Here is an 18,508-nt window from a genome sequence, read left to right on the forward strand (position 1 = left end):
ATTTTGGGGAATTTTGCAAAGGTCTCGGCCTTTGCTTTGCTTCAAATAATCAACTCAAAATTAATTTGAACCGACTTTGATTTTTTGCCACAAGTTAACAGACAGTTTTTTCGCATCTGCGCTCATTTGAGGCATGACGAAACCGTCTTTCATGTCTTGCTCGTTCGGGAAAATAGAGCGAGTGTTCACCAGCTCTGCAGGCATTTTTTCGCGTGCAGGTTTGCTGGCCGGTGCGAAGGTTACGGCGATACCGTTTTTCGCAGCCACTTCGGGATCAAGTGTGTAGTTGATGTATTTGTGGGCATTGACGATGTTTTTCGCATCGGCCGGAATCAGCCAAGATTCAATCCAGAAGCCCATGCCTTTCGGCGTCAACACTTCGACGCCGACATTGTTCTTCACTTCTTCAGAACGCGCTTTGGCCAAGTTCAAGTCACCGCCGTTACCTGCTGCCAAGCAGATATCGCCGCGCGCCAACTCGTCAATGATGGAAGGGCTGAAACGTTTTACATCAGGACGGATAGACTTCAACACTTCCGCCGCCGCTTTCAAATCTTCAGGATTCGAGCCTTTAGGATCTTTACCCAAGTAGTTCAACAAAATTGGGAACATTTCGCTCGGTGTATCCCACAAAGCGATGCCGCAAGATTTCAGCTTGTTGGTGTATTCGGGTTTGAACAGCAAGTCCCAGCCGTTTTCAGGCAGTTGACCGCCCAAAAGTTCCTTGCCTTTCGCGGTAATCGCCAAAGTGTTCACGCCGGAGAAATAAGGAACGGCGTATTGATTACCCGGGTCGGCGGTTTCCAACATCTTCAGCAATTCAGGGTCGATGTTTTTGTAGTTCGGAATCAGATCCTTATTGATTTTTTGGTATGCACCTGCCTCAATTTGACGTGGCAGGAAGGCAATACCGGGCACAACCAAGTCATAGCCGGATTTACCGGTCAGCATTTTGGCTTCCAGCGTTTCATTGTTTTCATACAAATCGTAAGTCAGCTTCAAATTGTTGGCTTTTTTGAAGTCTTCGACTGTACTTTCGTCAACGTAGTTTGACCAGTTGTAGATATTCAAAGTATCGGTGGCGGCTGCTTCGGCATTGGCAGCAGGCGCGCTGCCTGCTTGAGGTTGCTCGGCTTTTTTCTCGCCACCGCCGCACGCGGCCAAAGACAATGCGGCCAATACGGCTAATACAGATTTTTTCATACGGGCAGATTCCTGATGAAAGAGTGGTTAATGTCAATAAATAAGAAACCCTGCACCCCATAAACACCCCGGCGCAGAGTTAGGCTATTGTAATGGAAACGTAAGCAAACGAAAAGCAATATCCATCTGATTTTTATTGAAATAAGGCAAAGCAACATCATCTTTTTTCCCAAAAGCATTGCACCGGCTGTCGTTTTTGGGCAAAATACGGCTGATTTGCGCGCGTTTATAGAGAAAAAGCTTGCATATAAGGAAATCTGTCTTTAAAATTGCGCGTTTACAGAATTTATTTTTCAGGAGATATTCAATATGGCAAACAGCGCACAAGCCCGCAAACGTGCCCGCCAGTCGGTTAAACAACGCGCCCACAACGCCAGCCTGCGTACTGCATTCCGTACCGCTGTGAAAAAAGTGTTGAAAGCAGTTGAAGCCGGCGACAAAGCTGCTGCTCAAGCAGTTTACCAAGAATCCGTTAAAGTCATCGACCGTATCGCTGACAAAGGCGTATTCCACAAAAACAAAGCAGCCCGTCATAAAAGCCGTCTGTCTGCTAAAGTAAAAGCCTTGGCTTAATACTGACGCAGATGCCGGAAATCCTGACAACCAAAGCAGGATAATCGAGCTGATACGATGCCCCTGAGGTCTTGCCTTTCAGGGGCATTGCCGTATTCACAGCCTAAACCGACTAAATAAAACCATTTACCCTTTCATCAGGCCGTCTGAAAAACAACGGAAACTCTCATGAACAAGATGTTGAAACATTCCCTAAGTATCGGATTCATTGCCGCCGCCCCACTGGCTGCCGCCGATACCGCCCTACACTGCACCACCATTCAAGACAACGCCACCCGTTTGGCGTGTTACGACAACATCTACTCGGCGCAACTTCCCCCTCAATCCCCACTGCCGCAAGCGCAAACCGAAACCGCCAAAACACCGGTTGACCTCGAAAAAAGCGTGCGCAAGAGCATTGAGAAAAAAGAAGCGGCCATCGTATTCGACAACCCTACCCATCCGAATATTTCAGACGACGTATTAAGCGAAACTGCTGACAGCTACACGCCTTTAAGCCTGATGTACGATTTGGATAAAAACGACACACGCGGCCTGTTGAGCGTACGCGAACACAACCCTATGTACCTCATGCCCGTTTGGTACAACAGCAGCCCCAACTACTACCCGGAATCCCCCAGCCGCGGCGTAACCACACAGGAAAAATTCAGCGAGCAAAAACGCCTCGAAACCAAAATGCAGGTTTCCTTCAAAAGCAAGATTGCCGAAGATTTATTCAAAACCCGTGCCGACGTATGGTTTGGCTACACCCAAAAATCCGACTGGCAAATCTTCAACCAAGGCCGCAAATCCGCTCCGTTCCGCAATACCGACTACGAGCCCGAAATCTTCATTACCCAACCCGTTAAAGCAGACCTGCCTTTTGGCGGCAAACTGCGTATGGTTGGCGCAGGTTTTGTTCACCAGTCCAACGGTCAAAGCCGCCCCGAATCACGCTCATGGAACCGGGTTTACGCCATGGCAGGCATGGAATGGGGCAAGCTGACCGTTATTCCTAGAGTTTGGATGCGTGCCTTCGACCAAAAAGGAGACGACGATGACAATCCGGACATCAACAAATACATGGGTTATGGCGACTTAAAAGTCCAATACCGCCTCAATGACAAACAAAATGTTTATTCCGTCCTGCGTTACAATCCGAAAAGCGGACGTGGCGCCGTTGAAGCGGCCTATACTTTCCCCATCAAAGGCAAACTCAAAGGCGTTGTCCGCGGCTTCCACGGCTACGGCGAAAGCTTGATTGACTACAACCACAAACAAAACGGCATCGGCTTCGGCCTGATGTTCAACGACTGGGACGGCATCTAAATGACCCCATATTGTTTCAGACGGCCTTTGCAATCAAGGCGGCCGTCTGAAACAATAAAACAAAACAAGCCATTCGTTTAAAATACTCGTTTCCTAGCGTCCAAACGCGTATAATGCAAAGTTTGGGCAAAACTTGCCGGAATGAAACAAAGATGACAGAAGCCGCAGCCGAAAGCGGAAAAATCGCCAAGGCTTTAAAGAAATACCTGATTACAGGCGTACTGGTTTGGTTGCCGATTGCTGTAACCATCTGGGCGATGACCTACATCATATCCGCCGCCGACAGACTGATCAGCCTATTGCCGGAAAGCTGGCAGCCCCAGCATTTCTGGGGATTCAACATACCCGGTTTGGGCATTGTTGCCGCCACAGTCGTCTTGTTCGTTACCGGCGTATTTGCCGCCAACGTATTGGGCAGACGGATTCTAGGCGCGTGGGACAGCCTTTTGGGACGCATTCCCGTCGTCAAATCCATCTACTCCAGCGTTAAAAAAGTTTCCGAATCCCTGCTCTCCGACAGCAGCCGCTCGTTCAAAACCCCCGTACTGGTTCCCTTTCCGCAACCAGGCATTTGGACGATAGCCTTTGTTTCTGGCCATATTCCCGACAAACTCAAAGGCAGCCTGCCGCAAGATGACGACTATATTTCCGTTTACGTCCCAACCACGCCCAACCCGACCGGCGGCTATTACATCATGGTTAAAAAAAGCGACGTTCGCGAGCTGGACATGAGTGTGGATCAAGCATTGAAATATGTGATTTCACTGGGCATGGTGATGCCGGATGAAATACAAATTAAAACCATCCAAGATAAAAAAAACTGATAGTTTATAGCACTTATTAATCAAATTCTTAACAACAGAATAATGCATAAATATCTATTAATCATAATATTTAGCCTATCCCAAAAAATATAACCACTAAGGAATTACCACAAAGCTCGCACTTACTAATTCATAATGACTGGCAACCTACACAGACTGCGAACTTACTAGAAGTATCTAAATATGATTGAATGTAATAGTAATTTTGCGATTTTTTGGAAACGTAGTTATTATAAAGCGGAGAACTGCGCGGTAACTGGAATAGCTCCCTGCATATTTAATTTCAAAGATATTTAGGAAATATTTTAAGCATGGTTACACAAGGCAAAGAGAATGACTCACACAACCATGCCAATATCATTGCCACAGCACTAATCCGTAAATAAATCTCCTCACATTTTACTCACAGGAATAATCATGAAACGGGAAATACTATCTATTATTTTTCTAGCTACATATAGCTCACTAGCATTTTCATCAGGGGAGCTTTCATGCAAAAAAATCATACCCATTAATGTAACAGAGGGTTGGAAAAGGAATTGTACTTATCATGGCTCATCTATAAATGAAGCTTATCAAGAATATCGCAATCTAACTCAAAATCTAGGCGAGGCCCCAAACGTTCTTCCAAATAAAAATCGTCGATATAAAACTTCTAGAAATGAAGTAGAAATTAATATTAATTGGAAAAATAAGAATCATGTGTTTGTAGCACAGACTTATCCCGAAGCCGAAAACTCAGGAATGGAAGTAGGCTTTAAAAAAATTAAAAATGTGATTCAAATTACAGAAATTGGTTGGACACCATAATTACCAATTTCTTAGTTATAAATTAAACACTTCAATATATAAACAAGGAAATAATATGCGTACCAACTATTGCGGCCTTATCAGCGAGCAATACTTAGACCAAACCGTTACCGTCAAAGGCTGGGTACACCGCCGACGCGACCACGGCGGTGTGATTTTTATCGACCTGCGCGACCGCGAAGGCATCGTTCAAGTCGTTATCGACCCTGACACTCCGGAAGCATTTGCCGCTGCCGACTCTTCCCGCAACGAATACGTTTTGAGCATTACCGGCCGCGTACGCAACCGCCCTGAAGGCACAACCAACGATAAAATGATTTCCGGCAAAATCGAAATCCTTGCCAAAGAAATCGAAGTTTTGAACGCTGCCGCTACACCTCCGTTCCAAATCGACGACGAAAACATCAGCGAAAACGTTCGCCTGACTAACCGCGTTATCGACTTGCGCCGTCCTGCCATGCAACGCAACCTGCGTCTGCGTTACCAAGTGGCCATGGGCGTTCGCCGCTACTTGGACGCGCAAGGCTTCATCGACATTGAAACGCCGATGCTGACCCGCTCCACTCCCGAAGGCGCGCGCGACTACCTCGTACCAAGCCGCGTTCATCCGGGCGAATTCTTCGCTCTGCCGCAATCTCCACAATTGTTCAAACAATTGCTGATGGTTGCCGGTTTCGACCGTTACTACCAAATCACCAAATGTTTCCGTGACGAAGACTTGCGTGCCGACCGCCAACCTGAATTCACTCAAATCGACTTGGAAACCTCGTTCTTGAACGAGGATGAAATCATGGACATCACCGAAGGCATGGCCAAACAAGTCTTCAAAGATGCTTTAAACGTAGATTTGGGCAACTTCCCACGCATGCCTTACTCTGAAGCCATGTTCTACTACGGCTCTGACAAACCGGATATGCGCATCAACTTGAAATTTACCGAGTTGACCGACCTGATGAAAACGGAAGAATTCAAAGTCTTCCGTGGCGCAGCTGACATGAAAGGCGGCCGCGTAGTCGCTCTGCGCGTGCCTAACGGTGCGAAATTCAGCCGCAAAGAAATCGACGAATACACTAAATTTGTCGGCATCTACGGCGCGAAAGGTCTGGCATACATCAAAGTAAACGATATCAGCAACCTCTCCAACGGCGAAGACAGCGGCCTGCAATCTCCAATCGTGAAATTCCTGTCCGAAAACGCCCTGAAAGAAATCATCGAGCGTACCGGCGCACAAAACGGCGACATCATCTTCTTCGGTGCAGACAAAACCAAAGTTGTGAACGAAGCCATCGGCGCATTGCGTATCAAAGTCGGCTTGGAACACGGCAAAGACAACGGCTACTTCGTAGACGAATGGAAACCTTTGTGGGTTGTCGATTTCCCAATGTTCGAATACGACGAAGAAGCCGACCGCTACGTTGCCGTACACCATCCGTTCACCGCGCCTAAAGAAGGTCATGAAGACCTGATGGTTTCCGACCCTGCAAACTGCCTGGCCCGTGCCTACGACATGGTATTGAACGGCTGGGAAATCGGCGGCGGCTCTATCCGTATCCACCGTGCAGACGTACAAGAGAAAGTGTTTGCCGCGCTGAAAATCAGCCCTGAAGAGCAACAAGAGAAATTCGGCTTCCTCTTGGACAACCTGAAATTCGGTGCGCCTCCTCACGGCGGCCTTGCATTCGGCCTCGACCGTCTGGTTACCCTGATGACCGGTGCAGAATCTATCCGCGACGTGATTGCCTTCCCGAAAACACAACGTGCACAATGTCTGCTGACCAATGCACCTAATGTGGTCGACGACAAACAACTTCGCGAATTGAGCCTGCGTCTGCGTCAGAAAGCAGTTGAAACAAAAGAAGCATAATTTATCGGCTTAACCTTTAAAATATCAAGGCCGTCTGAAATTTTTGAAATTTCTTTCAAACTTTTCAGACGGCCTTTCTGTATTTTGATCGTTTATATATAATCAACCCGCAAACTGTTTTATTTTAAACGTTCACTTTAATGACGTTAGAGTATAAAAAACAACCGTTTGTAAGAAAAACAAACAAATAAGCTCCACAAGCACTATCATGACTGTTACAACAATAAAGGAACCCAACAATGTTTCTAATACTGACGGGGCTGATACTGACTTTTTTTATTTTGTTGTTTATTATTACTTCAATTATTCACAAAAAACAGTTTGCCTATAACACACACCAAGACTATAACTATCCCTCCCTCCCCTCTACCGTGCATGCTACCCTTAAGGGTGGCAGCCTGACTTTACCTGCCACTATCAGCGGACAAGATACCGTTATTGCCAAAATCCGTATCAAATCCACTTGGGCAGGATTGCTGGTATTGCCTTTTGTTGAAACCATTTCATCTAAGGGCAAATGGAAGCAATATTTCGAATACGGCGCAAAAGGCGTGCGCTATATCAATCTGAGCGACACCTTCTCCGACAGCGACAAAACCATCCACTTGGAAGGCAAATACCTGTCCTTGCCCGACCAAGAAATCGAACTCTCTGTTTATCCGCGTGAAAACCTAGACGGCAAAAAAATCCTTGTCCTCGCGCCTCATGCTGACGATGCGGAACTCAGCGCATACGGTTTGTACGAAAAACACGCTGCCAATTCAATGATCTGCACCTTAACCGCCAGCGAAGGCGGCAGCTTCCACTATGGTAACCTTTACAGCACGTGCGACTGCGACACCCAGGCACAATATCTGCAAAAAGGCAGGATGCGCGTTTGGAACAGCCTAACCGTTCCCCTTTTGGCCGGCGTGCCGTCTGAAAACATCCTGCAACTGGGCTACTTCGACAGCACATTGACCGCCATGCGCCAAAATCCGGAAAAAGAGATTAAATCGACCAAAATCGATACAACCAACGTCGACATTTTCCGCAGTGCCAATACATCCCCATTGGCGAAACACCTCAAACCCGGCTCAACTTGGAACAGCTTGGTAGACAACCTTGGCTATCTGATAGAAACGTTCCAGCCGGATATTATCGTGTCGCCGTCCCCCAATATTGATGCGCATCCCGACCACCAACATACTGCGCTGGCCGCCATCGAAGCCCTGCGCAAAATCGATTACCGCCGCGGCAATCTGTTTTTGCACACCATACATTATCTGAGCGACGACTTCCCTATCGGCAAAGTAGGCTCTTCCCTCAGCCTGCCGCCATCCTCCGAGCAACCGTTTTACTTCCAAAGCATCTATTCCCATCCTTTGGATAGAGAAGAGCAAAACCGCAAACTTCTCGCCCTTGACGCCATGAACGACATCCGTCCTAATTCAGACGGCTATATGCGTTGGAGTACCATGATATTCAAAGGCCTAAACAAACTGCGACACCATGTCCTCCATCTCGACAAAGACTTGGTCAACCGCTTTGTCCGCAGCAACGAATTCTTCTATACCGTCCCCATCAGCGACTTGTACCAAGAAGATACGCTGAAACAAATCACTTATCAGGGCAAAGCCCTATAAACCACAAAGGCCGTCTGAAAAGATGTTTCAGACGGCCTTTATCACACCAAATCAAAACAATAAAATCACTACATTACAAACGAAAAACACCAAACCCAACCAAACGCGACAACCCAAGTTATAATAAAACCCTTCCCACACGTCCCACATCATCATGCCGATTTACTTCATCGCCGATTTGCACCTGAGCGAATCCCATCCTCAACTGACCGCACTCTTCCAGAAATTTATCCAAGAAAAAGCCGTTCATGCCCAAGCCGTATACATTCTTGGCGACCTTTTCGATTTTTGGATCGGCGATGACGAAAACAGCCCTTTGGTTCAAATCATCAAGCAAACCATCCGCAGCCTGACCGAGCGTGGTGTCGCCTGCTATTTCATCCACGGCAACCGCGACTTCCTCATCGGCAAAACCTTCGCCCGCGATACCGGCATGACCTTACTGCCCGAGTACGCCGTTATCGACTTGTTCGGCACACCCACCCTGCTCTGTCACGGCGACACCCTCTGCACCGACGACCATTCTTATCAAAAATTCCGCCGTACCGTCCATCAAAAATGGCTGCAACGCCTGTTTCTGCTCCTGCCGCTCACACTCCGACTGAACATCGCCACCAAAATCCGCAAACAGAGCAAACAGGACAAGCAACACAAAACCGCCGACATCATGGATGTCAATCCGGCCTTTACCCACGAAACCGTCCAACGCTTCCACACGCCCCTGCTCATCCACGGCCATACCCACCGCGAAAACATCCATCGCAACGCCGATTACACCCGCATCGTACTTGGCGACTGGCGCGACAATTACGCCTCCATTCTCGAAGTCGATGCCGAAGGCTACCGTTTTATCGCCTTATAAAACATCAGGCCGTCTGAAAACCGGTTTCCCGATTGTTCAGACAGCCTGACTGACAAATATCCTCAACCGGTTTACGCAAACCAACCGCGTATCCGCTCCAAACCACCAAAGCGCACACACGCATCCGCATTCGCCTCAGTTTTCGGTTTCGCCCGATAAGCAATGCCGAATCCCGCCTCCCTTATCATCGGAATATCGTTCGCACCATCACCCATCGCCACCACCTGCCACGGAGCCAAACCCAGACGCTCACGGTATTCACGCAACAAATCCGTCTTAGCCTGTGCATCGATAATCCGCCCTTTCAGACGGCCTGTCAGCTTGCCGTTTTCCACTTCCAACACATTCGCAAAATGGAAATCCAAGCCCAAACGCCGTTGTAGGCGTTCCGTAAAGAACGTAAATCCGCCCGACACCAGCATAAACTTCACATCATTCCGTTTACACTCTTCCAACAAAAATTCCGCGCCCGGCGACAGCTGCAACACATTCTCGTACACCTCTTCCAACACGCGCTCGTCCAAACCGGCCAGCAAAGCCACACGCTTGCGCAAAGACTGCTCAAAGTCCAGCTCGCCGCGCATCGACTGCTCCGTAATCGCTGCCACTTCATCCTTTAGCCCGACACCGGACGCAATCTCATCCACACACTCAATCGTAATCAGTGTCGAATCCATATCGCTGACAATCAGTCCCAAATCAGCAAAAGCCACATCCGGCAACACCGCACCATCTATCTGCTGCGCAATCAACGCAGCCCGCATCTCGTCCGTCCATTCAAAATCATCATCAACCGGCAGACGCAATACCGACTTTCCTAATGGTGCAGACACCAAACCGCCAAACGCCGACCAGTCGCAAACGCCTAAATCCCCATGCTGCAACACCAAAACTTTCTTCATCTCATTCTCCTCATACCCCAAAACCTTTACAAACATATCGGGTACACATTCAGCCTAAAACCCCAAACCGTATTTTTGCAAAGGCCTTAAAAAACCAAAACAACATTATAGCCGAACAACCCCGAAAATTTTCAGACGGCCTGTCGCTTGATTCCCTTAACTAGTTTAATTTCAAAAATACCTTCAAAAACCATAAAAACAACATAAATCCGCTAAAAACCCTCAAAATCTTGTTATTAAATTACAAAACAACAAAATTACCGTAAAATATAATTATTATTATTTTATTTTAATTATAGAAAGACGTTCATGAACGCCCCAACCCTTAAAACATTAGCACTCATTATTGCCACTCTGCCCTATGCAGCCTTAGCAGAAAACACGGCAACACCCCGGCCCGAACAAACTGCCGAGCTGCAAACTGTCAACGTAACCGGCAAAAACCGTTCTACCCGCACCGAAAACCGCGACTCCTACACAACTTCAGCCATGCGTACCACCACCGGGCTTGCCTTGTCTCCGAAAGAAACGCCGCAGTCGGTAAGCGTGATTACCAAGACACAAATCAATGAGCAGGGGATTACCAACTTGGTTGATGCCCTGAAAACCACCACCGGCGTAAACGTCATCCGTGATGCCGGCATTCCGCGCTTCCAATCGCGCGGGTTCTATATCGACCAAATCGAAGAGGACGGAATCTCATCTACCGTCCCCGGCGCCATCAACAATCCGATGTATGACGCGCAAAGCATGAACGACATCGCCGTTTACGACCATATCGAAGTCGTGCGCGGTGCGACCGGGCTGACGCAGGCAAACGGCGAGCCGGGTGGTACGTTGAACGCCGTACGCAAACGCCCCACCGGCGAACGCATTATTCAGAGTGAAGCCCAAATCGACCGCTTCGGTAAAGTCCGCACCACGGGGGACTTTTCAGGTCGTCTGAACGATGAAAGCACTTTGCGCGGCCGCGCCGTCGTCGCATTGGAACGCGACAAAAATTTCAAAGACCGCGTCAAAGGCGGCAATGCCACGCTTTACGGCGTGATGGACGCATCCGTCGGCGACAACACCAAAATCACTTGGGGCGGCCTCTATCAACGCAAACACACCAAGCCCGACGATTGGGGCGTGGCATTGAACCTGCCGCGCGATACTTATCTGAGCTACAACTGGAACAAAGGCGTTTACGACAAAGCGAACGCATTCGCCGAAGTGGAACATTATTTCAATGACAACTGGCGTTATACCGGCAAGCTGGATTACAACTACAACGAAAATACCAAGAAAAACAGCGGCATTTACAATACGTCCACGTCCTACGCAGGCTACACGCCCGGCGGCGCATTAGCCTCTGGCTGGTTAAGCCGTTACGACAATGATGAGAAACAACTGACCTTCAAAAATAATTTGAACGGCAAATTTGAAATTATAGGCGTGCCGCAGGAAATCTTTACCGAATACACTTACACGCACACCAAAAACAACGGCAGCCGCCGTCAATACAACCCGGGAGTTTCCTTCGACCCGATGACCTTTACCGGCAACGAAATCGCCGAACCCGCCGACTGGCACGCCACACCTTATCAGATGTATTGGGAAACCCATTCCAAACGCACCACCCACGCGCTGCTTTTGGGCTTCCGTTTCAATATGTTGAAAGAAAAACTGCACATCATGGCAGGTACGCGTTGGAACCACATCAAATCGAAATATATAACCGACTATTTCTACACGGGCGGCAAGATAGACAGCGATCCCGATTCGGTTACCGACCGCAAAACCGTCCGTTTCAATCCTTATTTCGCCGTTACCTACGATTTGACGTCGAACCAAAGCCTGTATGCCAGCTACACATCCATCTTCAAACCGAACAGCAATCAGCGCAAAGACAAATCCTATCTTGAACCCGTTACCGGCGCGAACTACGAAATCGGCTGGAAGGGAGAATGGTTTGACCGCAAGCTGAATACCTCGCTTGCCCTGTTTGACATCGAACAGAAAAACCGCGCGGTGCAGGTTTGGGATACGGCAGACCAAAAATGGTATTGGGAACCCGTCGGCAAAGTCCGCAGCCGCGGCATCGAAGCCGAAATATCCGGCAACCTGAGCGAAGATTGGAAACTGTTTGCAGGTTATACGTTCAACCGGTCCAAATATCTTGAAGCGGAAAGCAAAGGCACCGTCCCCGCAGGCACTAATTTCAGCCTGCACACGCCAAAACACATGCTGCGCCTCCACACCAGCTACAACCTGCCGTTTGACGGCAAAAAATGGACCATCGGCGGCGGTGTAACCGCACAAAGCAAAACCGCCAGCCTCTACGGCGTGAAGCGCGGCGGTCATGCGGTATTCAATGCCAACATTGATTATCAGGCATCGAAAAACCTGAAACTTGCACTGATTTCGACCAACCTGTTCAACCGTTACTACTACGAGAACAACAAAGTCAGCAGCAAAGGCGCGAACAACTACTATGGCCAACCGCGCAACGTCATGTTCAAAGTCGATTACAAGTTCTAATCTCACTTGATTCAAAGGCCGTCTGAAACCGATTCTTTCCGTTTTCAGACGGCCTTTTCCAATCAAACTCTTTTAACCTTGATATAAAGCAAACAGTCTAAAAAATTTTCTCAACCGAAAAAAATTCCTGTTGATTTTTTTCACCGTTTCGATATAGTTATTTATGGCTAGTTTGATACTACCCTTTGTATCTAGCTTTCATTGCATTACCACCTCCATTCGTTGCCAACGGCTCCCTTTCCGGCGGCAACTTTTTTTGACCCGATGGTTTGGCAAAATCAAAATTGAATCAAATAAAATGATTCGGAGATTTAAATTTAATTTTTAAAACAAAACGGATTATAAAAAATAACTGCTCAATTTAAACAGATATTGCCGCTAATATTTAAAAACAAACAGATCTTTCTTTATCAAGGACCTCATCAAATGCATCATTCTGAAAAACTATTCAAACTGAGCACACTTGCCCTCTGCCTTGCCGCATTGCCCCAAGCCGCACAAGCTGCCGAAGAGGTACAACAGGCTGAAGTGGAACAAGTTACCGTAGTGGGTAAAAACAAAAGCCTGCGCACTGAAAGTCAAAACAGCTACACAGTATCCGCCCTGCGCTCAACCACGGGGCTGGTCCTCTCTCCGCGGGAAATTCCCCAATCTGTCAGCGTCATTACTAAAAAACAAATTGAAGACCAGGGCATCACCGACTTAGAAGGTGCGTTGCAAAACGCTACCGGCATCAATGTTTTCAAAAGTGGCGGACGCACGCATTTCATGTCGCGCGGCTATTTTATCGAACAGTTTGAAGAAGACGGCATTGCCACGCAACTTGGTTCGCCCGGCGGATTCGGCTTAGGTGGCCCGGCCGGCGACCCGACCAGTGCAACCGATATGGCAATGTACGACCACATTGAAGTGGTACGCGGTGCGGCAGGTTTGACACAGGCAAACAACGAACCCGGCGGCACGGTAAACGCCGTCCGTAAAAAGCCGACTGCAAAACGCCAGCTTTCCGCCGATTTGATGGCAAACTCATGGAGCAAAGTAAACAGCGTCTTTGATGCATCCGGTACCTTAAGCCAAGAGCACGGCCTGCGCGGACGCTTTGTCGGCTCGGTAGGCAGTAACAAAACTTTCAAAGACCAATCCGGCGGCCGCGACATCCTGCTTTACGGCGTAATGGACAAAGACATCGGCGACAACAGCAAACTTACCTGGGGCGCAAGCTATCTCAACCAAACCGAAACACCCGATCCGGACGGCCTGCCTATGCGTGCAGACGGCAAAGAGTGGAAACGCAGCCGCTATCTGGGTGCGGATTGGAACGAAGCCCGCCTGAAAAAATACAATCTTTTTACTGAGTTTGAACATTATTTCAACGATAACTGGAAACTGAGCAGCAAGTTGGACTGGCGTAAGAACACCAGTTCAAAAGAATATTACACGCTGGGTGGCACAGGCAAAGGCATCGGTACAGACGGCCTGGGAACCACATACAGCTTCGACCGTTACGATGCAGGCAACCGCCAGTTCACTTTCCAAAACAACCTGACCGGCCGCATCTTCGCGTTCGGCCAAAATCACGACCTCTTCTTCATGCACAGCTATTCCAAAGAGAACGTGAACTCAAGCAACCGCTGGCTCAACGACAGCAGCAACTATGACGCAGATGCCTTTAACGGCAGCGAGAAAGCCAAACCCGATTGGAATTCTGCCACAGCAAAAGCCCGTGGTGGCGACGGCCGTTATACTACCCATGCCTTTGGTTTGGGCGCGCGCATTAATCCTACCGACAAACTACACATCATCGCAGGCGGACGCTATACCAGCTGGAAACGCGACTTCTATTGGGATCGCGACCTCAAAGACGGGGTAGCAGGTTCATCAGACTCGCTCAAACGCAACCGCTTCGTTCCTTATGCCGGCATCACTTACGACATCACGCCTAAACAAAGCGTTTACGCCGCCTACACGTCCATCTTCAAACAAACGATGAACCGCGACTACAACGACAACCTGCTGCCTCCGATTATGGGACGCAACTACGAACTCGGCTGGAAAGGCGAATGGAACGAAGGCCGTCTGAACACCTCGGTCGCCCTCTACCGCACCGACAAAGACAACAACAACCAACGCGTCAATGCCAAACCACACGCCTACTGGGAACCGCTCAACCAAAGCAGCCGCGGCCTGGACGCCGAAATCTCCGGCAGCCTGACCGACCGTTGGCAAGTTTACGCAGGCTACACCTTCAACCGCAGCACCAACCGCAGCAGTGTTACCGGCAATGTTGAATCGCGCCAAAAAGGCTACAACTTCAGCAGCCATACGCCGAAGCATATGTTCCGCCTCTACACCAGCTATATCCTGCCAGTGGATGACGGCAAATGGACAATCGGGCTGGGCTTGAAAAGCAGCAGCAAAACCGCTAATTCTTCCGGCTCACTCAAACAAGGCGGCTACACGGTTTGGAACACCAACGTCCAATACCGCCCGAGCAAAAACCTGCAACTGGGGCTGGCAGTCAACAACCTGACCGACAAACGCTACTACGAAAACCAATACAGCCGCAGCTTAAACAGTGGCAACTTCTACGGCGAACCACGCAACGCCGTGTTCAGCCTGAAGTGGAAAATGTAAATAGCGGCGATTTTCCTCTACTCTTCAAAAGCATATAAAAACCAATCATTGCTTATAAACAAGGCCGTCTGAAAGCAAAATTCTGTTTTCAGACGGCCTATCACGCACATTCACAAGCATTCATCATGAATATACTCAAAAAATTCTTTTACCTTGCCCGCCCTTTTTGGTCGGGGGCACACGGTCGCCTCCAATGGCTGATGCTCGCCGTTTTGATAGGGTTTACCCTATTCTCTATTACCATCAGCGTTTGGATTGCCGCATGGGACAAACGCTTCTACGACGCGCTGGCCGCGTTTGACGGCGCATCCATGCCTTCGCTCATTGTCGAATACCTCGGCTATATGGCGATGGTTATCGGCTGTATCGTTTGTGCCGACTGGCTGCAAAAACGCCTCATCTTCCGTTGGCGCACCCATCTGACCGAGCAATTTCAAAAAAACTGGCTCGACGGCCACAAACACTACCGCCTGCGCCTGACAGGCGAACCGGACAACCCCGACCAACGTATCGCCGAAGACATCTACCTGCTTGCCGACAAAAGCATCAGCCTCTTTCGCTCCTTCATCAATAATATTGCCAAATTCAGCGCGTTTGTCGCCGTATTGTGGACGCTCTCCGGCGTACAGACTTTCAACATAGGCGGATACAGCATTACCGTTTACGGCTATCTTGTTTGGGTTGCACTGATTTATTCCATCTTCAGCACCATCATCGCCCATCTTGTCGGCCGCAAACTAAAAAACCTCAACATTGACCGCCAGCACCGTGAAGCCGACTACCGCGCCGCCCTCCTGCGCGTACGCGACCATGCCGAACAAATTGCCTTCTACAACGGTAGTGAAGCCGAAACAGGTCGTCTGAAACAGCGTTACCTCCGCATCCGCGACAACTGGCGGCGGCTCACCAACTGCGAATTCCGCCAAGAAACCTTCTGGGCGACCTATGTGCGCATCAGCATCTTCATCCCCATCCTCGCCACGCTGCCCATGTACCTCGCCAAAACCATGACCTTCGGCGACATGATGCAGACCCGCACATCGTTTGCCCGTGTTCAAGACAGCTTCGGCTGGTTTACCGACTCCTACCACCGCCTCATCGAATGGGCGGCAGTCGTCGAACGCCTCTCCGGTTTTCAGACGGCATTGGAACAAGTAGAACAGGAAGGCAGAAGCCCCACCCGCCCAGCCTCCGAACCCACTCCGACTTTAAACAACCACCGCCACAGCGGCATTCTCGCTCTGCAAAACCTCACCGTCCACACCCAAACCGGCAGCCCCCTGCTTACTGATATTCACCTCCAAGCCCATTCTCCGGAATGGGTATTGCTGGAAGGCAGAAGCGGCATCGGCAAATCCACGCTGCTTCGCGTGCTTGCCGGTTTATGGCCGTATTATCACGGCAGTTTTTCCCTCGAAGGTAGCCGCCTGTTTTTCTCGCAACGCCCTTACCTGCCTGCGGACACATTGCGTCAAACTGTCAGCTATCCCTATACGGCCTGCCAAGACGACCATTTGATTCAAACCATTTTGGAACAAGTAGGCTTAAGCAGCCCCACGGGTAGGTTGCACACGTTGATGAACGATTTGGACACTTCACACGAATGGCACGGCATCCTTTCCGGCGGAGAGCAGCAACGCCTCAGCCTCGCTCGCGCACTGCTGCACAAACCGCAAATCCTGTTCCTAGATGAAGCCACCAACCAGCTCGATGACGAATCCGCCCTGATGTTGATGCAGACCATCAAGCAACATTTGCCCGATACTTTGGTCATCGGCATCAGCCACCAACCCAAGATCCAAGCCCTGTTTGATAGCTCACTGAATTTGAATGAAAAAATTATTTGAATGTTAAAATGTGCAAAACGCTTGCTTTCGATCCTAACAAGGGATATAGTACCAAGTAACTAGTTCTTATTGATGAGAGCTACTCCTTGGATACTTGCCTCCGGTTCTCCAACCCGGGGGCATTTTTTTGCGTTTTTATTTTATATTTGTATGAATAGGATAAAGACGGAATATAAAAGGTTTTAAAAATATGAGGTCTATAATCTTCATAAGAGATTGACTATAAATAAAAAACACTAATCTCAAAGCCATAGTCAAATAAAACCGCAAATCACGTTTTCCCAAACTTCCAGGCCGTCTGAAATCCTCTCTCCAATATCGTTAATCCCATATTTCAGACGGCCTGTTTAACCCTCTATTGCAAAGCTTGGCACAAGCACTGCTGACCGACGGCAATTAATTACTATATAATCAAACGCATTGTTACCCTACAAAGGAGCCACACCATGACCACAAAAATTAAAATTGGTATCGTCGGTGCAACCGGTTACACAGGCGTTGAATTGTTACGTCTGCTCAGCAATCATCCTAACGCAGAAGTTACTGCCATCACCAGTCGAAGCGAAGCCGGTCTTGCGGTTGCCGACTACTTTCCCAGCCTGCGCGGCATTTACGACATTACATTCCAAATGCCCGAGGATGCCGGCCTTGACCGCTGCGACCTCGTGTTCTTCGCCACGCCCAACGGCGTGGCCATGAAAGAAGCACCGGCCCTTGTGGAAAAAGGCGTACGTGTGATTGACCTGTCTGCCGACTTCCGCATCCGCGACATCCCCACATGGGAAAAATGGTACAAAATGACCCATGCCGCGCCGCACCTCGTTTCCCAAGCAGTGTACGGCTTGTGCGAACTTCACAAAGACGACATCGCCAAAGCCATGCTGGTGGCCAACCCGGGCTGCTACCCTACCTGCGTTTCCCTGCCATTATTGCCGCTGCTTCAGGCTGGCCGTCTGAAAACCAACGCGCCTCTGATTGCCGACTGTAAATCCGGTGTTTCCGGTGCAGGCCGAAAAGCCAGCACCCACGCCCTATTGTGCGAAGCAGGCGACAACTTCAAAGCCTACGGCGTCGGCGGCCACCGCCATTTGCCTGAAATCCGACAAACCCTGTCCGGACTTCAAGACCATGTTTCAGACGGCCTGATTTTCGTGCCACACCTTGTTCCGATGATACGCGGTATGCACGCTACCCTGTATCTGCACCTGCAAGAACACATCGATCCTGAAGCCTTGCTGCGTGAATACTACCGCGACAGTCCTTTTGTCGATATTTTGCCTTCAGGTTCGACACCTGAAACCCGCAGCGTGCGCGGTGCCAACCTCTGCCGTATCAGCATTCAAAAAGCGCCCGATCAAGACGATGTGTGGATTGTTCTTTCCGTCATCGACAACTTGGTTAAAGGCGCAGCCGGTCAAGCCGTGCAGAATATGAACATCATGTTCGGCCTACCCGAAACCACCAGCCTGACTAATGCACCATTGATGCCTTAATATCATCCTGAGACCTTTGCAAAAAAGCCCTTCCTTCGAC

At 49.2% G+C, this 18,508-nt stretch carries 13 protein-coding genes; 11 read left to right on the plus strand and 2 right to left on the minus strand.

Annotated features, from left to right (window positions below; genetic code table 11):
• Positions 1-60: 60 nt before the first annotated feature.
• The gene (locus HMPREF2608_RS00540; protein ID WP_070825615.1) at positions 61-1,203 is read right to left on the minus strand and encodes an extracellular solute-binding protein; all 1,143 of its coding nucleotides are present in this window, start codon (positions 1,201-1,203) and stop codon (positions 61-63) included.
• A gap of 309 nt (positions 1,204-1,512) precedes the next feature.
• Between HMPREF2608_RS00540 and rpsT the strand changes: the two genes are divergently transcribed.
• The 7 genes from rpsT (at position 1,513) to lpxH (ending at position 9,069) form a co-directional block, all read left to right on the plus strand.
• Positions 1,513-1,776: a 30S ribosomal protein S20 gene (rpsT, locus tag HMPREF2608_RS00550; protein WP_002212556.1), complete on the plus strand. Its 264-nt coding sequence runs from the start codon at positions 1,513-1,515 to the stop codon at positions 1,774-1,776.
• Between the two features lie 168 nt (positions 1,777-1,944).
• The gene (locus tag HMPREF2608_RS00555) at positions 1,945-3,084 is read left to right on the plus strand and encodes a phospholipase A (protein ID WP_070825617.1); all 1,140 of its coding nucleotides are present in this window, start codon (positions 1,945-1,947) and stop codon (positions 3,082-3,084) included.
• Positions 3,085-3,236: 152 nt separating this feature from the next.
• Entirely contained in the window at positions 3,237-3,908 is a 672-nt protein-coding gene (locus tag HMPREF2608_RS00560; RefSeq protein WP_070825625.1) for a DUF502 domain-containing protein, read from the plus strand.
• A 417-nt stretch (positions 3,909-4,325) separates the two neighbouring features.
• Complete coding sequence (locus HMPREF2608_RS00565; RefSeq protein WP_049332338.1) at positions 4,326-4,718, plus strand: hypothetical protein; 393 nt, start codon at positions 4,326-4,328, stop codon at positions 4,716-4,718.
• Between the two features lie 55 nt (positions 4,719-4,773).
• Positions 4,774-6,582, plus strand: a complete 1,809-nt coding sequence (gene aspS, locus HMPREF2608_RS00570) for an aspartate--tRNA ligase (RefSeq protein WP_070825618.1) — start codon at positions 4,774-4,776, stop codon at positions 6,580-6,582.
• A gap of 239 nt (positions 6,583-6,821) precedes the next feature.
• Positions 6,822-8,207 carry a PIG-L deacetylase family protein gene (locus HMPREF2608_RS00575; protein WP_070825619.1) on the plus strand — a complete coding sequence of 462 codons (1,386 nt, stop codon included), beginning with the start codon at positions 6,822-6,824 and terminating at the stop codon, positions 8,205-8,207.
• A 151-nt stretch (positions 8,208-8,358) separates the two neighbouring features.
• The gene (lpxH, locus tag HMPREF2608_RS00580; RefSeq protein ID WP_198400576.1) at positions 8,359-9,069 is read left to right on the plus strand and encodes a UDP-2,3-diacylglucosamine diphosphatase; all 711 of its coding nucleotides are present in this window, start codon (positions 8,359-8,361) and stop codon (positions 9,067-9,069) included.
• 71 nt (positions 9,070-9,140) lie between these two features.
• Here the strand turns inward: lpxH and serB are convergent, their stop codons facing one another.
• On the minus strand, positions 9,141-9,971 hold the full coding sequence (gene serB, locus HMPREF2608_RS00585) for a phosphoserine phosphatase SerB (protein WP_070825626.1): 831 nt from the start codon (positions 9,969-9,971) through the stop codon (positions 9,141-9,143).
• A gap of 309 nt (positions 9,972-10,280) precedes the next feature.
• Between serB and HMPREF2608_RS00590 the strand changes: the two genes are divergently transcribed.
• The 4 genes from HMPREF2608_RS00590 (at position 10,281) to argC (ending at position 18,468) form a co-directional block, all read left to right on the plus strand.
• Positions 10,281-12,494, plus strand: coding sequence for a TonB-dependent siderophore receptor (locus HMPREF2608_RS00590; RefSeq protein WP_070825620.1), 2,214 nt, complete (start codon positions 10,281-10,283; stop codon positions 12,492-12,494).
• A 426-nt stretch (positions 12,495-12,920) separates the two neighbouring features.
• Complete coding sequence (locus HMPREF2608_RS00595) at positions 12,921-15,128, plus strand: TonB-dependent siderophore receptor (RefSeq protein WP_070825621.1); 2,208 nt, start codon at positions 12,921-12,923, stop codon at positions 15,126-15,128.
• Between the two features lie 125 nt (positions 15,129-15,253).
• Positions 15,254-16,975, plus strand: coding sequence for an ABC transporter ATP-binding protein/permease (locus tag HMPREF2608_RS00600; protein WP_070825623.1), 1,722 nt, complete (start codon positions 15,254-15,256; stop codon positions 16,973-16,975).
• 446 nt (positions 16,976-17,421) lie between these two features.
• Positions 17,422-18,468 (plus strand): N-acetyl-gamma-glutamyl-phosphate reductase, encoded by a 1,047-nt coding sequence (gene argC / locus HMPREF2608_RS00605; protein ID WP_070825624.1) that lies wholly within the window; start codon positions 17,422-17,424, stop codon positions 18,466-18,468.
• Positions 18,469-18,508: the final 40 nt, after the last annotated feature.

This window comes from Neisseria sp. HMSC064D07 (genome assembly GCF_001837185.1).
GTDB lineage: Bacteria > Pseudomonadota > Gammaproteobacteria > Burkholderiales > Neisseriaceae > Neisseria > Neisseria flavescens_C.